At 61.5% G+C, this 17,791-nt stretch carries 16 protein-coding genes and 3 tRNA genes; 7 read left to right on the top strand and 12 right to left on the bottom strand.

From position 1 onward, the window contains the following. Positions 1–61 precede the first annotated feature (61 nt). The 4 genes from JHD73_RS01720 to JHD73_RS01705 all read right to left on the bottom strand — a co-directional run bounded on the left by JHD73_RS01720 (position 62) and on the right by JHD73_RS01705 (position 2,207). Positions 62–1,018: a patatin-like phospholipase family protein gene (locus JHD73_RS01720; protein ID WP_199027072.1), complete on the bottom strand. Its 957-nt coding sequence runs from the start codon at positions 1,016–1,018 to the stop codon at positions 62–64. 93 nt (positions 1,019–1,111) lie between these two features. Then, complete coding sequence (locus tag JHD73_RS01715; protein WP_199027070.1) at positions 1,112–1,492, bottom strand: hypothetical protein; 381 nt, start codon at positions 1,490–1,492, stop codon at positions 1,112–1,114. Between the two features lie 110 nt (positions 1,493–1,602). After that, entirely contained in the window at positions 1,603–1,887 is a 285-nt protein-coding gene (locus JHD73_RS01710; protein WP_199027068.1) for a hypothetical protein, read from the bottom strand. A gap of 44 nt (positions 1,888–1,931) precedes the next feature. Further along, positions 1,932–2,207 (bottom strand): hypothetical protein, encoded by a 276-nt coding sequence (locus JHD73_RS01705; protein ID WP_199027066.1) that lies wholly within the window; start codon positions 2,205–2,207, stop codon positions 1,932–1,934. Positions 2,208–2,393: 186 nt separating this feature from the next. On the opposite strand from JHD73_RS01705, the gene JHD73_RS01700 reads away from it, so the two are divergent. The 6 genes from JHD73_RS01700 (at position 2,394) to JHD73_RS01675 (ending at position 7,205) form a co-directional block, all read left to right on the top strand. Next, positions 2,394–3,077: a response regulator transcription factor gene (locus JHD73_RS01700; protein WP_199027063.1), complete on the top strand. Its 684-nt coding sequence runs from the start codon at positions 2,394–2,396 to the stop codon at positions 3,075–3,077. A 112-nt stretch (positions 3,078–3,189) separates the two neighbouring features. Then, complete coding sequence (locus JHD73_RS01695) at positions 3,190–5,127, top strand: ATP-binding protein (protein WP_199027061.1); 1,938 nt, start codon at positions 3,190–3,192, stop codon at positions 5,125–5,127. Between the two features lie 140 nt (positions 5,128–5,267). Then, positions 5,268–6,665, top strand: a complete 1,398-nt coding sequence (gltX, locus tag JHD73_RS01690) for a glutamate--tRNA ligase (protein WP_199027059.1) — start codon at positions 5,268–5,270, stop codon at positions 6,663–6,665. 129 nt (positions 6,666–6,794) lie between these two features. Beyond that, positions 6,795–6,870 (top strand) — tRNA-Ala (locus JHD73_RS01685). Positions 6,871–6,988: 118 nt separating this feature from the next. Further along, positions 6,989–7,064: transfer RNA gene (locus JHD73_RS01680), tRNA-Glu, on the top strand. 64 nt (positions 7,065–7,128) lie between these two features. After that, positions 7,129–7,205 (top strand) — tRNA-Asp (locus tag JHD73_RS01675). Between the two features lie 117 nt (positions 7,206–7,322). Here JHD73_RS01675 and JHD73_RS01670 read toward each other — a convergent pair. The 5 genes from JHD73_RS01670 to JHD73_RS01650 form a co-directional block, all read right to left on the bottom strand. Beyond that, complete coding sequence (locus JHD73_RS01670) at positions 7,323–8,669, bottom strand: MATE family efflux transporter (RefSeq protein WP_199027058.1); 1,347 nt, start codon at positions 8,667–8,669, stop codon at positions 7,323–7,325. A gap of 18 nt (positions 8,670–8,687) precedes the next feature. Then, positions 8,688–10,478 carry a glycosyltransferase family 39 protein gene (locus JHD73_RS01665; protein WP_199027057.1) on the bottom strand — a complete coding sequence of 597 codons (1,791 nt, stop codon included), beginning with the start codon at positions 10,476–10,478 and terminating at the stop codon, positions 8,688–8,690. A gap of 169 nt (positions 10,479–10,647) precedes the next feature. Next, entirely contained in the window at positions 10,648–10,908 is a 261-nt protein-coding gene (locus JHD73_RS01660) for a type B 50S ribosomal protein L31 (protein ID WP_021194158.1), read from the bottom strand. A 391-nt stretch (positions 10,909–11,299) separates the two neighbouring features. Then, on the bottom strand, positions 11,300–12,166 hold the full coding sequence (locus tag JHD73_RS01655; RefSeq protein WP_199027056.1) for a zinc-dependent peptidase: 867 nt from the start codon (positions 12,164–12,166) through the stop codon (positions 11,300–11,302). 40 nt (positions 12,167–12,206) lie between these two features. After that, a complete protein-coding gene (locus JHD73_RS01650; RefSeq protein ID WP_199027051.1) occupies positions 12,207–12,875 on the bottom strand; it encodes a response regulator transcription factor in 669 nt (222 codons plus the stop codon). A 376-nt stretch (positions 12,876–13,251) separates the two neighbouring features. Here JHD73_RS01650 and JHD73_RS01645 point away from each other — a divergent pair, with 376 nt between their 5' ends. After that, on the top strand, positions 13,252–14,091 hold the full coding sequence (locus JHD73_RS01645) for a hypothetical protein (RefSeq protein ID WP_199027049.1): 840 nt from the start codon (positions 13,252–13,254) through the stop codon (positions 14,089–14,091). Between the two features lie 218 nt (positions 14,092–14,309). On the opposite strand, the gene JHD73_RS01640 is transcribed toward JHD73_RS01645, so the two are convergent. The 3 genes from JHD73_RS01640 to trxA form a co-directional block, all read right to left on the bottom strand. Then, entirely contained in the window at positions 14,310–15,689 is a 1,380-nt protein-coding gene (locus JHD73_RS01640; RefSeq protein ID WP_199027047.1) for a sigma-54 dependent transcriptional regulator, read from the bottom strand. A gap of 280 nt (positions 15,690–15,969) precedes the next feature. Beyond that, the gene (gene rho, locus JHD73_RS01635; RefSeq protein WP_199027045.1) at positions 15,970–17,232 is read right to left on the bottom strand and encodes a transcription termination factor Rho; all 1,263 of its coding nucleotides are present in this window, start codon (positions 17,230–17,232) and stop codon (positions 15,970–15,972) included. A 195-nt stretch (positions 17,233–17,427) separates the two neighbouring features. After that, positions 17,428–17,754 (bottom strand): thioredoxin TrxA, encoded by a 327-nt coding sequence (gene trxA / locus JHD73_RS01630; RefSeq protein WP_199027043.1) that lies wholly within the window; start codon positions 17,752–17,754, stop codon positions 17,428–17,430. Positions 17,755–17,791 lie beyond the last annotated feature (37 nt).

The following is a 17,791-nucleotide window of genomic DNA, read 5'->3' as shown; positions in this document are numbered from 1 at the left end:
TGGTCAGCGCTCAGTAAAAAGACCGCCACGGCGGTCTTTTTTGTTGCGTATCGATTGGGAGTCAGTGCGCCGGCAGCGGAGCGGCCACCGCGGTTTGCGGCAAGCGCAGCTTCTCACGCAGCAATGGCATGGCGGCCTGTGCGGCTTGCTCGCCGGCGAGGATGGCCTCGTTGCGCGCGGTAAAGTCGCTGCCCTTCACAAACGGCAGGGATGGCGTGATCACCACGTCGGCTTGCGCCAATTCTGTCTTGTTGATGCTCTGACCCATGATGGCAGTCGTCTGCAGCAGCATGCTGGCTTGACCCGAGACCGCCTGGTTGGACGGGTCTGCGGAGATGTTCACGGCAATCACGAATGTTGCGCCCATCTGCTTGACGTACGAGACGGGTACCGGCGCCACCAATCCGCCATCCACATATTGATGCCCGCTGATGGTGACGGGCTGGAACACTCCCGGGATGCTGCACGACGCGCGCACCGCCTGACCGGTATTGCCGCGGCGGAACAGGATCGGCTTGCCACTGGCCAGGTCCGTGGCGACGATGCCCAGCGGAGTGCGCATCTGTTCGATGGTCTTCTGCTTCACGAGGCGGTTGATGTATTTCTCCAGCGCCTCACCCTTGAGCCAGCCGCCAAAGCGCGTGCCGAACGGCAGTGCCCAGTCGGCAATCATGGCCTCGTCCATCTTCAGTGCCATGCGGTTCATCTCCAGGCCGGACATACCCGACGCGTAGATGGCTGCCACCACGCTACCCGCGCTCGTGCCGGTAATGAAGTCGATCTGGATGCCTTGTGCTTCCAACATCTTGATGACACCGATGTGCGCGAAGCCGCGCGCGGCGCCACCGCCCAGCGCCAGCCCGATGCGTACGGGCTGGGTGGCAGGCTGTGCCGTGGGCGGCAGCACGGCCGTCGGCGGCGTCACGGGGGTGTCAGTCTTGCCGGACGAAAAGCCCGTCACGGTGCAGGCGGAGAGCAGGGAGGCGCCGGCGGCGCCCAGAAAGAGGCGGCGTTGCATGGATCGATTTTGAGGGCCCAGGGGCCGCGCGAAGGTGCGCGGCCGGCCGCCATTGTGCCAAAGATCGACGGCAAGCTGAGCGCGCCGCTGCCGTCAGTTGTGAATCCAGAGATGGAACCTCCCGTCTCCCGTTTTGACGACCCGTGCGCTGAAGGGTTTCTCCCGGGGGAACGGGGGATCTTTGCGCCAATCGTGCACATCAGCAATATTCGGCGTATTGCCGCATTGGGCTGAGTCTTTGACTTCTGCGCGCACTCTGAGATCTGCGTTGTCGGAAATGCTAAATCTTTCGACAGCATTAGGCCTGACAAAACGCGCGTGCTGAATTTCCCACGGCCTGATGCTGTAGGACTGATAGATGGTGATCCAGGTGCAGTTTTGGGTCTCATTCTTGACGGTGAGAATGAAGGCCGGTGCTGCAGTCGATGGCAGGGTGAGTGCAAGCAGCACGGTGGCTAATAGAGGCGTACGCATCGTTGACTCCGGTGGGGGTGTTGGTGAGTGCCGGTTCCCGTACGGCGTAGGATTCGGCGGCGTCAAAAAAGGCACCTCGCGGTGCCTTAGGTTTTGGTACGCAGGAGGCGTCAAGGGTTGTGCCAGTGCCCGCCGGACGCGTCACCCCGCAGGTGGATCGAGTCGTGGTCCGTCTTGATCAGGTATTGGCGTGTCGTGGTCGTCCAGCGGTGCGGCTCCGCGGTCGGGTACTCGGCGAGCAGCTTGTACTGCGAGCCGATCGCATAGAACCCCGACGTGAACTCGTGATTCTTGCCCTTATCCACGTTGCCGTAGCCGATCTGCTGGCCGAACGGATCGTAGATCGTTACCCAGATGCTCTGATCTGAGTCGTTGAACACTTTGAAACCAGCCATGTGCTCTGCTCCTGAAGGCGTCGCTTGAGAGCGATCTTTGAGGATTACGGCTTGATGTGGCGGATCTCGGTCAGGTGTGCATCGCCCGACAGCGGCTTGTGCACATAGACCAGTGCCGGGAATTGCGTGTGCGGCGTGATGTAGGTGGTCGTGCCGGTGCACAGGAACGCGTAGTTGGTGCCGGCAACCACCTGCGTTGCAAAGGCCGTCGGGGTGTATTGCACACCCACGAGATTCCCGATGGCCTCCTTGAGTACCGCCTTGGCTTCGGCTGTGATTTCATAATCGAATTCGGTCCAACTGCCAACGATTTGCGTCATGTTATTGACTCCTAGAAGGTCACATTGAGAGAGAACCTGTTGCCGTTGCGACCGACAGCCGCAGGTTGATAAGACCGTTTCCCGTGTCTCAAAAATCAGCATGACTATCGGTGATGCGGTACCCGGTGTCTGTAGAACAAAGGCGCTACAATCGCCGGCCCTGAACCGTCGTACATTCATTTCCCCATGGAAACTGCACGCACCGATTCAGCCCCGCCGCATATTCGCGTCGCCATCGTTGAGGACGATGCGGGTTTTCTCGCTGCAGTCAGTCATGCAGTGAATACGGCGCCGGATATGCGGCTGGCCGGGCAGGCCGGCACGCGGGCCGAGGGGTTGGCGATACTGCAGGGGACACCGGTAGACGTACTACTGGTCGACCTGGGTTTGCCGGATGGCTCCGGCATCGACGTCATCCAGGCAGCCGCACAACGCTGGCCTGGCTGCAGCATCATGGTCAGCACCAACTTTGGCGATGAGACGAACGTGATGCGCTCGATCGAAGCCGGCGCGGCAGGCTATCTGCTCAAAGACAGCTCGCCGGCGCGGATGCTGGACGAAATCCGTAGCCTCGCCAGCGGTGGCAGCCCGATCAGCCCGATCATTGCCCGGCAGATCCTGGCCCGTTTTCGCCAAGGCAGCGGCGGTGCGCGCGAGCGGGCCGCTGCGCCGGATCTGCTGTCGGCTCGCGAGAAAGAAGTGCTCGACCTCATTACCAAAGGCTTTACCGCGCAGGAAATCGCCAGACTGATGCAGGTGTCCCACTTCACCGTGCGCTCGTTTGTTCGGCGTATCTACAGCAAGCTCAAGGTGACTTCCAAGGCAGAAGCCATTTACGAGGCGAGAAAGCTCGGATTATTGGACGATTAGCGCGTGGACTGCGGTTTCGCCCTTTTTCAATCACCGCGCATTCGTCATTCCCCTCTTGCGAGGGGGTAAAACCGGGAACTTGATTTGATGCTGCCGGCGATATGCTTGCGGCATGAAAATCCTGCCCGCTTCTCTATTTGCCAACGCGGTCTTTGCTTTGTCGTTGGCATTGTTGATGGCGGTAGGCGTCTGGTATCTGAAAGCGGATGGCACGCAGTTGCCCGACGCTACACGGCATCTCACGCAGGCCGATTTGCTGAGCACCGATGTGCCGGATCGGACACCACCGCCCGCAACCGTGGATAGCAAGACCTTGCCGGGTGTCTGGCAACCCGTCGTGTTGCCCTATGCGCAGCCGTTCGCCCTGCCGCAGCAAACCGGCCCGAACGCAGGTGCCGCTGGCAGCGTCCGCACAGACTGGTACAGATTGCCTGTACGGGGATTGCCCAATCCTGGTCAACCGCTGGTGCTGTACGGCGTTCGCATCAAGACTGAGGGCACCATCGCCGTGTATGCCAACGGCAGGCTGGTGCATCGGGCGCAAGAACACGGCCCGCTATGGAATAGCCTGTTCACGCCCCTGTGGGTGGTGCTGGACAACGCGGTAGAGGATGCGCCACCGACGGAAATCCTGATTCGTATCCAACACCCACCGCATACTCGGGAAGCCATCTCCTCGTTCTGGCTCGGGCCTGCCGATGCATTGCGCGGACGCTACTACGCCCGACAGTGGCTGCAGCGCGAATTGCCGGCAACGCTTAGCGCGGCATTCTTGGCGGTGGGTGTCTTTGCCCTGTTCGTGTGGTTCCGGCGCGGTCATGAGCGCCGCTATCTGCTGTTCTTCCACCTTGCTGCCGTTTCGTTTGCTGGGCATCTGCACTACTACGTGGGCTTGCCAATCGTTGGCGGCTGGTTTGCCTGGCTGACCAGCAACGCGTTGTTCTGGCTACTGACGGTTATTCATCTATTTATGCGGCAGTTGCATGGCCGTCGGCTCACATGGCTGACGCGCGCGGTGATTGGCGTGTCGTTGGTGGTGAGCGTGCTGTCGCTACCCATGGTTGGCGTGCTGCCGGTCTATCCGAGCACGTCGATTCTCGTGCCGGTGATTTACGGTGTTGCCGTAGTGCAGAGCGTGGTGGTCAGCGTGGTCGGGGCCATCAGTTCCTGGCGGCGCTCGGTGGATGGGCTTCTGGTGGCGGTGGGCCTGTGTGTCTGCAGCTTGCTGGGGATGTCGGAATGGCTGATCTACAACAACGTGATCAGCGTGGAGGGCTGGTTTCTCGGCGCATATGCCAACGCCGTCACATTCGGCGTGTTCGGCTTCCTGATGTACCGGCGCTATATCAGTGCGATTGTTGAAGTCGAGCAGGTCAATGCAAATCTGGCGTATCGCCTGCAAGCGCGCGAGGCGGAGCTGGAAGAGAGCCACCGCCTGCTGCGCGAGGCCGCGCTGCGGCAAACCATCAGCGACGAGCGGCAACGCTTGATGCAGGACATGCACGATGGGCTCGGCGCATCGTTGATCAGCGCGATCCGGTCGGTAGAGCACGGCGGTGTGAGCGATCTCAAGGTCTCGCAAATCCTCAAGGGCTGCCTGGATGACCTGAAGCTGACCATCGATTCGATGGAGCCCATCGAAGCCGACCTGTTGCTCCTGCTGGCCACGCTGCGCTTTCGCCTGGAGCCTCGCCTGGAGGGCTCCGGCATCGCCCTGCGGTGGGAGGTGCAGGCGCTGCCCGCGCTGCCATGGCTGGACCCTTCCAGCGCACTGCACATCCTGCGCATCGTGCAGGAGAGCATCGCCAACATCCTGCACCACACCCGCGCCAGCGAGATTCGTGTGGTCACCGCCCGTGTGGGGGAGGGCGTGACGGTGAGCATCGACGATAACGGCCAAGGCTTCGACGTCAGGCATGCGCTGGGCACCGCCGCCGGGCGGGGTTTGCACAACCAGCAACGCCGCGCCCATGCCATCGGCGGCACGGTGGGTTGGCGTTCAGGGCCAACGGGAACGCACTTCACGCTATGGCTGCCGCTGACCCGGTGAGGCATCTCGCCGGCAATACCAACCGCCTGGTCTTAACGCGAACGCGACGGCAAGGGAGCAGGGCGCGGTTGCTATAATTTGCGTTTTGACAGAGGCCGCTGATGATCCCATTGCGCGGCCTTGTTCATTTCGCCATTCCTATGACTCAGCGCGTCCGCACCCGTTTCGCCCCCAGCCCCACCGGCTTTATCCACCTCGGCAATATCCGCTCGGCTCTCTATCCGTGGGCCTTCGCTCGCAAGATGAAAGGCGATTTCATCCTGCGTATCGAAGACACCGATGTCGAGCGCTCCAGCCAGGAAGCCGTCGACGTGATCCTGGAAGCGATGGACTGGCTGGACATGGACATCGACGAAGGCCCGTTCTATCAGATGCAGCGCATGGACCGTTACCGCGCTGTGGTCGCGCAGATGGTTCAGCAAGAACTGGCCTACCCGTGCTACATGAGCACGGAAGAGCTCGACGCCCTGCGCGAAGCCCAGCGCGAGCGCGGCGAGAAGCCTCGCTACGACGGCACCTGGCGCCCGGAGCCCGGCAAGGTCCTGCCGACGCCGCCGGCTGGTGTGCAACCCGTGATCCGCTTCAAGAACCCCATCGGCGGCAGCGTGGTGTGGGACGACGCCGTCAAGGGCCGAATCGAAATCTCCAACGAAGAGCTGGACGACCTCGTCATCGCGCGCCCGGACGGCACGCCCACGTACAACTTCTGCGTGGTCGTCGACGACATGGACATGCAGATCACCCACGTGATCCGCGGTGACGACCACGTCAACAACACGCCGCGCCAGATCAACATCCTGCGCGCGCTGGGCGGCACGCCGCCGGTCTATGCGCACTTGCCAACCGTGCTCAACGAGCAGGGCGAGAAGATGAGCAAGCGCCACGGCGCCATGAGCGTCACCGGCTACCGCGACGCCGGCTACCTGCCCGAAGCCATCGTCAACTACCTCGCCCGTCTGGGCTGGGCACACGGCGATGCCGAGATCTTCTCGCGTGAGCAGTTTGTCGAGTGGTTCGACCTGGAGCACCTGGGCAAATCTCCCGCGCAATACAACCCCGAGAAGCTCGCCTGGCTGAATAACCACTACATCAAGCAGGCTGACAACGCGCGTCTGGCTGATCTGGTGAAACCGTTCATTGAAGAACTGGGTGGCAAGGTTGATGGTGGCCCCGTTCTGGCAGATGTGATTGCGCTGGTGAAGGATCGCGCCAACACGCTACGCGAAGTCGCTCAGACCGCGCTGCTGTTCTATCGCACCGATTTGACCATTGAGCCGGAGCTGGCCGCGCAGCATCTGACTGACGACGTGCGCCCAGGTATTGCCGCGCTGGCCGAGAAGCTAAGCGCGCTGCCCGAGTGGAAGCGCGAGGCTATCGGCGCCGCCTTAAAGGAAGTGCTGGCCGCGCATGGCTGGAAGATGCCCAAGCTTGCGATGCCTGTGCGCTTGCTGGTGGCTGGTCAACTGCAGACGCCGTCGATCGATGCGGTGTTGGAGCTGTTCGGCCGGGACGTCGTTCTGCGTCGTCTGGCTGCGTGATGGGTGCGCCGCAAAAAAATTTGCGAAAGGGTATTGCCAAGCGCTAAACACTTCCCCTATACTCTTGTTTTCGCTGCAACACGAAGCGAAACGCGGTAAGAAGCAAGCAGTAAAGTGCAGTTAGTGATTGGGGCTATAGCTCAGCTGGGAGAGCGCTTGCATGGCATGCAAGAGGTCAGCGGTTCGATCCCGCTTAGCTCCACCAAAATGCCGGAAGATTCGATTCAAAAATAAATTTGAAAAGAGGCTTCCAAAACGCAAAGAAGTGCGTTATGATAGCGGACTTCGCAGCGTAAGACAGAAAGCGTTGCAAAACAGTTTCTGTCCCCTTCGTCTAGAGGCCTAGGACATCACCCTTTCACGGTGAGTACAGGGGTTCGAATCCCCTAGGGGACGCCAAAACAAGAGCTTAACCAGAAGCTCGTTCGCAAAGCCAGTCTCTAGCTGGTTTTGCAACCGACACGGAGCGGTAGTTCAGTCGGTTAGAATACCGGCCTGTCACGCCGGGGGTCGCGGGTTCGAGTCCCGTCCGCTCCGCCAAATCAAAACCCGCTGCTTGCAGCGGGTTTTTTCTTTTCTGCTTCCCATTCAATTGCGGTATTCGCCTTGACTCCGTGCTTTTAAAGCTGGAGGCAATCTGTCGTTTAATGCATGGCTTTAATCGGCAGTGCGGCTGACGCGATTGAAATAACTAACCAGCAGGGCGCCGGCCACCATCAGGCTCAAGCCATTGGCTGCCCAGAAGCCCGCAGCGCCACGCAGTACGGCAGCACCGTCCCCCAGAAGCCCGAAGCCGAGCACATAGCCACCACCCAAGCCAACGCCCCACAACGAGAGCGCGTAGATGACGGTTGGGATCAGCGCGATCTTGTAGGCGCGCAGAATGAACGCAGCCATCACCTGCAGTGCATCGAACATCTGGTAGAACGCGATGAAGGGCAGCAGCGGAACCGCAATCGCCAGGACTGCCGCGTCATGCGTGTACAGGCTGACGAGATCCCGTCGCAGGATGAGTACTGCGGTGCCGACAATCGCTGCACAGATCACCGCCAGCTTGATGCCGTTCAACGAGATACGCCGAGCCGCCGCGCGATCGCGGGCGCCAATCGACTGCGCTGCCAGCGTGGACGTTGCAATCGATAGGGACAGCGGCACCATGTACGCCACCGCCCCGAGGTTGGCGGCAATCTGATGCCCGGCCAGTACCACCGTGCCCAGCCGCGCAATGAAGATCGCCATCAGCGTGAACGAGGTGATCTCAATCAGGTAGGTGAAGCCCATCGGTACACCCAGGCGAATCAACGCCCATAGCCGCGTGCGATTTGGCGGCGAGAACTGCGTGAAAATCGCGAACGGCTTGTAGGCCGGATTGCGCATCAAGATGGCCGCACCAGCGACAAACCAAAGCCAACTGATGATCATGGAGGCCAGTGCGCAGCCTGGGCCGCCCATTGCCGGAATGCCCATGCCACCGTATAGGAACAGTGCATTGAGCGGGAACTTGAGCACGAGGCCCCCGAGCTGCAGCACTGTCACCATCACAGGGCGAGACAGCGCGTTATTCAGCGCCGAGTAGATCCGGAAGCCAAGCGCCGCAGGCAGTGCCAGCGCTTCGTAGCGCAGGTAGGCGGTTGCTTTCTCCGCCAGTTCCGGCGATGCATTTGCCAGGTGGAGCAGCGGGGCAGGAAACCATAGGAGCAGCATGCCGATGGCTGCCAGTGCCACTCCGAGCCAGATGGCTTGGCGGACTTCTTCGCCGATCTCGCCGTGCTTCTGCGCGCCGTAGAGTTGTCCTGCGATAGGCGAGAGTGCCTGCAGCACGCCCATCAGGCTGATGTAGACGGTGACATAGATCGACCCGCCAAGCCCAATGGCTGCCAAGTCTGCTGCCGATGCGCGCCCAGCCATCGCCGTGTCGAGTACACCGAAAGTGATGACGGCCAGTTGGCCAATCAGAACCGGCCAGGCAAGCGCGGCAATACGGCGGACATCTGTGGCGAACATTGGGCGCTGCAATGGGTGTTACTGGCGCAGCTTGCGCCGGCGCGTAGTAGATGGGGTTGGTGGTGGGTGTGTTGCGGCGCCCGCTTCCGTCAGGCGGTACATGCGGAAGTGCTCATCGCGGTCGGCAGGGCGGCGGCCCTCCCAGATCAGATTCCACTCATAGTTCGAGACGCGCGAAGGTGCCCCGTAGTCGTACGGGTCGTGACGCAGGAGGATGTCGCAGTTGTCTTCCGGGCTGCCGAAACGGATGTGGCCGAAGTAGGCGAACGACGCGAGCTGCGCGTCGCCCATGCGAATCGGCTGCACGCACGTATAGGTGCGCGGCAACGCCAGTGCGGCCGATTGTGCGACATCGCGGTAGGTCTTGGCATAGTTGATGGTGGGCAGCCACAGCGTCATCATCAACACCCACATTAGCGTTGTGCCGGCCGCAGAGATCACCACCGCGCGCCAGATGGCCTTGGGTGCGCGCGACGTGCGCCATACGACGATGAGTACCCACGCAGCCGTTACCAACAACGCACAAGCCAGCGCTGTCCAACTGAATTCCGGCCGATAGCCCGGCACGATGCGATACACGTTGCGTGCGAGTTGCGGTGGGAAGCCTGTCATCTTGGCGATCCACAACAACCACACCGTACCGCCCAAAACGGTGAAGGCCAGCAGCGCAAACCAATCGATTGCACTGATGGCGCCCCGCTTGAGCGTCGGCAGGGCAAACGTGGCCATCACGGCCATCGGCGGGATCAGCAGCAGGAAGCCGTCGTCGCTCGGTTGTTGCTGCAACAGCAGCAGCAACAACTGGGGGGCAAGCACGGCCAGCGGCAGCGCAATATGCGGCGCCGTGCGCATGCCGCCCCAGCTCTTCCATGCCCACGCGGCGAGCGGCCATACCGGCCAGGCGAACAGCGGCAGGTTGCGCGCAATGTAGCCAAGCGAATGCGTGGTTGGGCCGGCGTACTGGTGGCGGTCGAAGCGCGCCCACTCCCGAACAAAGGTGACGGCATCGTTCGGGTTGGTGGCCAGCAGGTAGGCCATGGCCGGCCACGAGCAGCCGAGTACAACCGACACCGGCAGCGCCACGGTCAGCAACGGGCGCAGCGGCAGCACGCGTGTGGCCCGCGCGATGGCGAGCACGGCGACGGTGATGCTCAGCGGCAAGATCGGTCCGCCTGCAAGCGCCAGGCATCCGACGCCGATACCGTAGGTAAGGCAGCCTTGGATCGGCTTGTCCAGCGCGCGGATCAACCCATACACCGTGACTGCGACGAAGCACAGCGAGCCGACCAGTGGCGTGGTCTCGTGGCCGCGCTGCGCCAGGCCCACGCAGGCGAGGAAGATCAGCAGCGCGCCGTCGGCCAGCGTACGGCCATAGTCGCGCGAGTTCGGTTGTCCACCGAAGACGAATTCGAACGGTTGGACCTCGGCGCGGCGACCGAGCAGGTAAGCGCCATACCAGATGCAGGCGCAGGTGACGAAGAAGAAGAGTGCCGTCGCCAGGCGCGATGCATCTGACGGGCCAAACCATTGGCCGAATACGCGGATGAACGCGCCGCCGATCCAGAACACCAGTGGGCCAGCCTGCGCAACCGGGCGGCCGACGATGTTTGGCATCAGCCAGTCTTGGCTGTTGCCTGTAGCCAGCGTCCACATTGCACCGAAACCCGCGGCGTCTTCGTTCTTCCACGGGTCGCGCGAAAACAGGCCCGACAGGCCGTAGATCACGCAGATGGCGAGCAGCAGCCAACGCGGCAATTCACGGGTGGCGGCGGCAGTCAGGCGGATGCGCGAGACGCGTGTGGTGTTCATCGGGTGTCAGACCGGGCGGGCCCGGCCGCGGTTGCACGGCGGCGTGCAGATCGTAAGAAGGGGCAGGAGAGCGGCCTGCCATTGTGCCGAGAAACAAAAAAGGCAGCCGCAGCTGCCTTTTTTTGACCAGTGAGACGGGTCATGTGGTGAGCCGTCTCCGGCGCCGGTATTACTTGGCAGCCTTGCCGATCTTGCTGCCGAACTTGTTGCGGAACTTCTCGACGCGACCGGCCGTGTCCAGAACCTTTTGCTGGCCCGTGTAGAACGGGTGCGATTCGGACGAAACTTCGATCTTGGCCAGCGGGTATTCCTTGCCGTCCAGCGTGATCGTTTCCTTGGTCTGGATCGTCGAGCGGGTGACGAACTTGAAGTCGCTGGACATGTCCTGGAACACGACTTCGCGGTAGTTCGGGTGAATGCCTTCTTTCATGATGGGCCCTGGTGTAGAGGTAGCCAACTCGAGACGCGCTACAGGTGCTTTGGTGAGAAACCGCACCGTGCGACCAGCCGTCGAATCACTTGCCGGGTGGAGAAACGGCGATTATGCCAGAGAAACAAGGGCTTGGGCAACGCGCCGGCTGCAAAATCCGTGGTCGCGGAACATCAAAAAGCGATGTATCGGGCGCTTTTCAGCGATCGGCGGATCAAGTTAGCCCCTGGCGTTCGATTGTGAGGGTACCGCGTCCGTCCAGATCGAGGGCTCTGCTGTCTCCAACACGCAGCGAGGTGTTCAGATTTCGGGCCCAGGTGTGGATATTCGCGGGCGCCTGCGTATCGGTGGCAGGCATCGATACGATGCGACGTGACGTCGCGATATGCCCTCATGACGGGAAACCCTCCTGGCGTTGCTCGGCAAGCAGCATGCGCCGTGCCGGGTCCTGCAGGTAGAACGCCTGCATCAACGCGTACAGCGTGGGTAGCGTATCGAGCAGCGAGGCTGGCTCCACAAAGAACACCTCGGAGGCCACCGCGAAGAACTCCGCCGGATGCTGTGCGCCGTACGGATCAAGCAGCGAGAGAATCGGGTCGGCATCCCAGCGATGTTCCGGGAGCTGCTCGCAGCGGTCTGCAAACGCGTCGTATTCGGCGTAGAGGTCGTCGGCCCATTGCTCGCGATCAATGCCGGCATGCAGCTGCGAGGAGAACGCAGGAATGCCATCCGACTCACCGTTGAGCATGTCGAGCTTGTGCGCAAACTCGTGTATGACCACGTTGTACGGCTGCGCGCCGGGTTGGGCCAGCGCGCCGCCCAGCTCGATGTCCTGCCACGAAAGGATGACCGGGCCGTGCTCCCACGCCTCGCCGGCGGCTTCTTCTCGCACGTTGTGTACGACGCCGTCTTCGTCCATCACCTCCTTGCGGATGACGAACTCGCCAGGGTAGATGACCACGCCGCGCCAGCCGCGATACCACGTGATGCCAAGCGCCAGGATCGGCACGCTGGCCTGTATGGCGATGCTGATCACCATCTCGTCGGTGAGCGGCAGATCGTGCGCGGTGGTGAATTCCTTCTCGGCGATGAAGAGCGTGGCCGTTTCACGCAGGCGTGCGAGGTCGGACTCGGGCCAATCCAGTAGAAAGGGCAGGCCAGCGAGCGCGCGCGACCAATGCGTATCGGAGATGGCGTAACGCGCCAGGCGCCGCGAACGCGCGCGGCCGGAAAACCAGCGGAAGACGGACGAAAGCATGCGCCCAGTATATCGACGCGCGCTTTCGTTCTTGGTGGGATCAGGCTACGGAGAGCAACCGCGCGCCGCGCTGATTGGCGACGTAGACGGCCTCGGTGCGGCTGCGGACTTTCAGGCGCCGGTACAGCGTGCTGATATGGGCCTTGGCGGTGGCCTCGGAGATGTTCAGCATGCGGCTGATGGTCTTGACCGGGTGCCCGCGCGACAGCAGCACCAGAATCTCGTACTGGCGCGGCGTAATGCCGAGCAGCTTGGGATCGGTTTGCGGATCACCGACGAGCGCGGGATTGGGTGCGCCGTCCAGGCGGGACTCCGGCAGCAGCGCGCTGGCCGGGATGTACTGCCCGCCCACCAGCACCAGTTCCAGTGAGGCCGCAATGACCTCGCCGGGCGAATGCTTGAGCGTATAGCCCGACAAGCCCATCTGCATGAGCGTGCGGATGATGTCGGGGGATTCAGATTCGGCCAGCACGACCACGTGGCGTGCGTGTGGCCGGTGCATGATCTCGCCGATGGCCGAGAGCTCGTCCAGATGCGGAAGCGGCAGGCCAATCACCAGAAGACCCGCGTCGGCATTGGTTTCAATGGCGTCAAACATGCCGTCGTCCGGCTCGACGACGGTGACGCCGGTGACGCCCTTGAGCGTCCGCAGCAGGTGCGCAATGCCCGTACGCACCAACGGATGGGCTTCGATCAAAACAGTGTTCATCGTTGTTCTCGACCTGTTACCGATCTTGCGAACATCCTTGTCGCCCCAAGCGAGAAGCAGGCCGGAGCAGACCCCCGTTCCGAATCATTTTAGTGGCGTCTCGCGAAAATGACAGACGGCACGGCCATGCCTCGGGAACCTTGTTGACGCGCTCAGGCTACTGTAGACCAGTGTTCGCCAGGGCGCGCAATTCACTCAGGAGACACGGTTCGACCCTCAGGCCGAGCTTTGCGGCAGTGGCTGTTTCGGCCATGACACAAAAACGCGCGCCTGATCGGGGCGATTCGTCTTCCATGCGCTGAATATCCCGTAAAAACAAAGCTTTAATCGTCTTGGCACGGATGTCGCTCTACTGTCATTCGGGGAGGAGCGAGCCATGCCAATGTCCGCGCAGCGCCGTGCTCGACGTTTGCCGCTCTGGTGGACGATCGATATGACCGGAATGGTCGCGAGTCATGCGGCCATGGTCGTCATGGTGCCGGCGCTCGCAGAAGACGGCGACATCATCCGACAGCGCACATTCGCGCTGCGTATCGCCGATCGAGGCGTTCCTACCGATACGTTGTCGGTGCGAACCGCGCTCGGTCCTTATCCCACCCGCGCATTCGATCTGTCCAGCGGCCCTGCCATGTCGGTGCTCTCCGACGGTGAACTGAGTACATCGCATGCGTGGCTTAACAATCCATCGTGCGGGGGGCAGGGTGCAATCCCCCCGAAAGTGGGGGTTGGGTGGCAGGTCGGTGCCATGCTCAACGCCCATCAGGCAAATCTTCACAGTGTGTGCCGGCAGGCCATGTCGGCCATCGCAGGTGCAGTCGTTCCAGGCAAGCCCACGCGGTGCTATCGCCCATATTTGGGGACAGTGTTGAAAGCCGCGCTGTTGAGCCATCAGAGAGTCGCTTTCATGTTGATTTGCACGGCCGCGGCACGGTCAGGAGGTGTCCGGGTTGATGACATCTGTGACGAAGCCGACGCTTTGGGTGCAGGCGGGTGTGCTGCCGTGCATCGGCTGGCGTGGCCCGGGGCACGGGCAATGTGTGTTGCAAGCGTAGCGTTACCGCAACGTGCTTGTTGGCGCGGAACATCGATTGCATTCACGCAGTGTCACCAGATTGAACCACCCGCCGGCAGTCCCCTGCCGGACGTGGTGGCGCAGACGGGGCGTGTCACGTCCAACGCTTTCGTGCTCCGTCCCCCGGCGGGCACTTTTTTATAACGGCAATTCAGGGAGAGGAGATCGACATGCAAGCCAATCCGACTGCTTTTGCAGCCCTGGCGCCACCACTCATACGGTGACCAGGGCTGTGTTGCTCGACAGGCTTCGAGACGGTATTGCCTGTCACGCAACGTACTGCATTGGGCGAATGCTTAAAACAATCGGGGCGCAGCACGCAGGCTACGCCCCGAGACAGTAAGGAGTGGCAGGCGATGGGATCAGGCCGAGGCAGGATGCAACGGATGTTCCGCGCGGATGCCGTGCTTCTGCATCAGCCGGTACAGCGTTACGCGGGATACCGCCAGCTCGCGCGCCGTCATGCCCATATGGAAGCCGTTGCGGGCGATGGCCGTGCGGATGGCATCGGACTCGGCACCTTCACGCGCTTCTTCCAGCGTCTGGCCCGATACCGACGCGTAGCCTTCCAGATGGAGGTCAGCGGCGGAGATCTTGCGATTGTCCGTCATCACCAGTGCACGGCGCACGCGGTTGATGAGTTCGCGCACGTTGCCAGGCCACGGGTAATGCATCATCGCGTGCAGCGCGCACGGCGTGAAACCGCGGATGCGGTGCGAGGCCTCGCTCGCATGCTGGGCGAGGATGTGTTCTGCCAGCAGCACGATGTCGCTGCCGCGTTCACGCAGCGGCGGCACCGACAGCGTCAGCACACACAGCCGGTGAAAGAGGTCGGTGCGGAAACCGCCGTGGTGCTGGGCGGCCTCCAGGTCGACGTGTGTCGCCGAGATGATGCGCAGGTCCAGTGGAATCGCCTGATGCCCGCCCAGCCGAGTGATCGTGCCTTGTTGCAAGAAGCGCAGCAGGCTCACTTGGCTTTCCAGCGGGAGATCGCCGATTTCATCGAGGAACAGCGTGCCACCATTGGCATGCTCGACCCAGCCGATATGGCGCTGATGCGCGCCGGTGAAGGCGCCTTTCTCGTAGCCGAACAGTTCGGACTGAATCAGGTGGGGCGGTATCGCGCCGCAGTTGATCGCAATGAATGGACCGCTTGCACGTGCCGAGGCCTCGTGGATGGCCTGCGCAGTCAGCTCCTTACCCGTACCGGATTCGCCGGCAATGAAGGCCGGTGCGCTGTTTTGCGCAACCTTGCGGATGGCGCGGAGCAGGTTGTGCATGGCCGGGCATTCGCCCAGCATGCGGGCATTGTTCCCCTTGGGGGCGGGCGTTGCTTCTTGCGCGAGGGACGCCATTCCCCACGCATGACGCAGGGAATATGCGGTTTCATCGGTGCGCAGCGGCATCTGCACGTAGTCGACGCAGTAGTCGCGCACGAGCTGGCGCACGCGTTCATGGGTTAGCATGGCAGGCGGCAGCGCGGCCACCCAGCCCACGTGCGGCACCTGCATGCAACGCTCGAGCAGATCCAGATCGGCTGCAGAAAAAGCGCTGCTGAAATCGATCAATCCGGCCTTGGGCACACCGTCACGAATAGCGCTGCCGAGCTCGCGCATCGACGTTACGCGTCGAACGTGCCAGTCAGCTCCCAGAATTGTTTCGTCGATCTCCCCCATCCCCGCACGTGACGCGACTACGACGGTTCGGCACGCACCAGTACATTCCAGCGACTCTTCGCGCATGGTTTCCCCCGTTCGATTTTTGGTGATTCCCTCCTGCTCTGGATCCAGCGGCTCGGCCCAGGCAGGCTTGCAGTATGGTTGCCGGGTTCCGCTTTTGCGATGCAGTTTTAGGACGATGGAAGCAAACGGTTGCGCGCCACACTTGTAATGCAAATGAACTAGCGAATTTCACAACTTTGACGAGGAAATCCGCTGATCAATCAAGCTGTTGATGTGGCAATAAAAAAGCGCACCGTTTCGGGTGCGCTTTTCGGTACGTGCAAAAGACGTCAGGAGAGACTTAGCTGCCGCGTCGCATCATGTCGAAGAATTCAGCGTTGTTCTTGGTCGACTTGAGCTTGTCGAGCAGGAATTCCATCGCCTCGACTTCATCCATGTCGTGGATGAACTTGCGCAGGATCCAGACCTTTTGCAGGATGTCCGGCTTGATCAGCAGCTCTTCGCGGCGCGTGCCCGACTTGTTCAGATTGATGGCAGGGTAGACGCGCTTCTCGGCCAGGCGACGCTCGAGGTGCACTTCCATGTTGCCGGTGCCCTTGAATTCTTCGTAGATCACGTCGTCCATGCGGCTGCCGGTTTCGATCAGTGCCGTACCGATGATAGTCAGCGAGCCACCTTCTTCCAGGTTACGTGCGGCACCAAAGAAACGCTTCGGGCGTTGCAGCGCGTTGGCGTCCACACCACCGGTCAGCACCTTGCCCGAGGTCGGGACCACGGTGTTGTAGGCGCGGGCCAGGCGCGTGATCGAGTCCAGCACGATCACCACATCCTTCTTCAGCTCAACCAGACGCTTGGCCTTTTCGATGACCATCTCGGCCACCTGCACGTGGCGCACCGCTGGTTCATCGAAGGTCGAGGCCACCACTTCGCCGCGTACGGTGCGCTGCATTTCGGTCACTTCTTCCGGGCGCTCGTCGATCAGCAGCACGAACAGTTCGGCTTCCGGATGGTTGGTCGCGATGGCATGTGCAATGTGCTGCAGCATCACGGTCTTACCGGATTTGGGCGACGCCACCAACAGCGCGCGCTGGCCGCGGCCGATCGGGGCGATCATGTCGATGATGCGGCCGGTGATGTTCTCTTCGGCCTTGATGTCGCGTTCGAGTATGAGCGGCTTGTTCGGGTGCAGCGGCGTCAGGTTCTCGAACATGATGCGGTTCTTCACCGCTTCAGGAGGCTGGGTGTTGACCTTGTCGACCTTCACCAGCGCAAAGTAGCGCTCGCCGTCTTTGGGCGTGCGGACTTCACCTTCAATCGTGTCACCGGTGTGCAGATTGAAACGGCGGATTTGCGACGGGCTGATGTAGATGTCGTCGGTGCTGGCCAGGTACGAGGTCTCCGGCGAGCGCAGAAAACCGAAACCGTCGGGCAGCACTTCGAGCGTGCCGTCACCGAAAATCGTTTCCCCCTGTTTCGCCTTCTTTTTCAGAATGGCAAACATCAATTCCTGTTTGCGCATGCGCTGGGCGTTATCGATCTCCAGCTGTCCCGCCATTTCCAGCAATTGGGACACGTGCAGGGATTTCAGTTCTGTCAGATGCATAGACGAAAGAATGGGAAGGGCCCGAACGGGCAGCGAAACGAGAAACGGGGGGAGGGGGAAAAGGTCGAGCGAACGCTCGGGGAAACAGATTCGGTGCAATCTTAGCACAACGCTGGCGGGCTTCCAGGCGGAAGATTGCCAGCGTTGTAACTGGGCGGCGAGATGTACTCCGCGCCGCAGTCGAATACCGACGACTTACAGGTGGCTATCCAGGAACGCGGTGAGTTGCGACTTGGACAGTGCGCCAACCTTCTGCGCAGCGACGGCGCCGTTCTTGAACAGGATCAGCGTCGGGATGCCGCGAATGCCGAACTTGGCCGGCACACCGGAATTTTCATCAACGTTGATCTTGGCGATCTGCACCTTGTCGCCGTAGTCCTTGGAGACTTCGTCCAGGATCGGGGCGATCATCTTGCACGGACCGCACCATTCGGCCCAGAAATCGACCAGCACGGGTTTGTCGGACTTGAGCACGTCGGCCTCGAAGGACGCGTCGCTCACATACTTGATCTGTTCGCTCATGGCGGGAACCTCTGTTATTTCGTAAAAGCTGGCGACG

The sequence above is a fragment of the Ralstonia sp. ASV6 genome, from assembly GCF_016429285.1.
GTDB classification, from domain to species: Bacteria; Pseudomonadota; Gammaproteobacteria; order Burkholderiales; family Burkholderiaceae; genus Ralstonia; species Ralstonia flaminis.
Note: the sequence above shows the minus strand (reverse complement) of the source record. Positions and strands in the feature narration are given on the sequence as shown.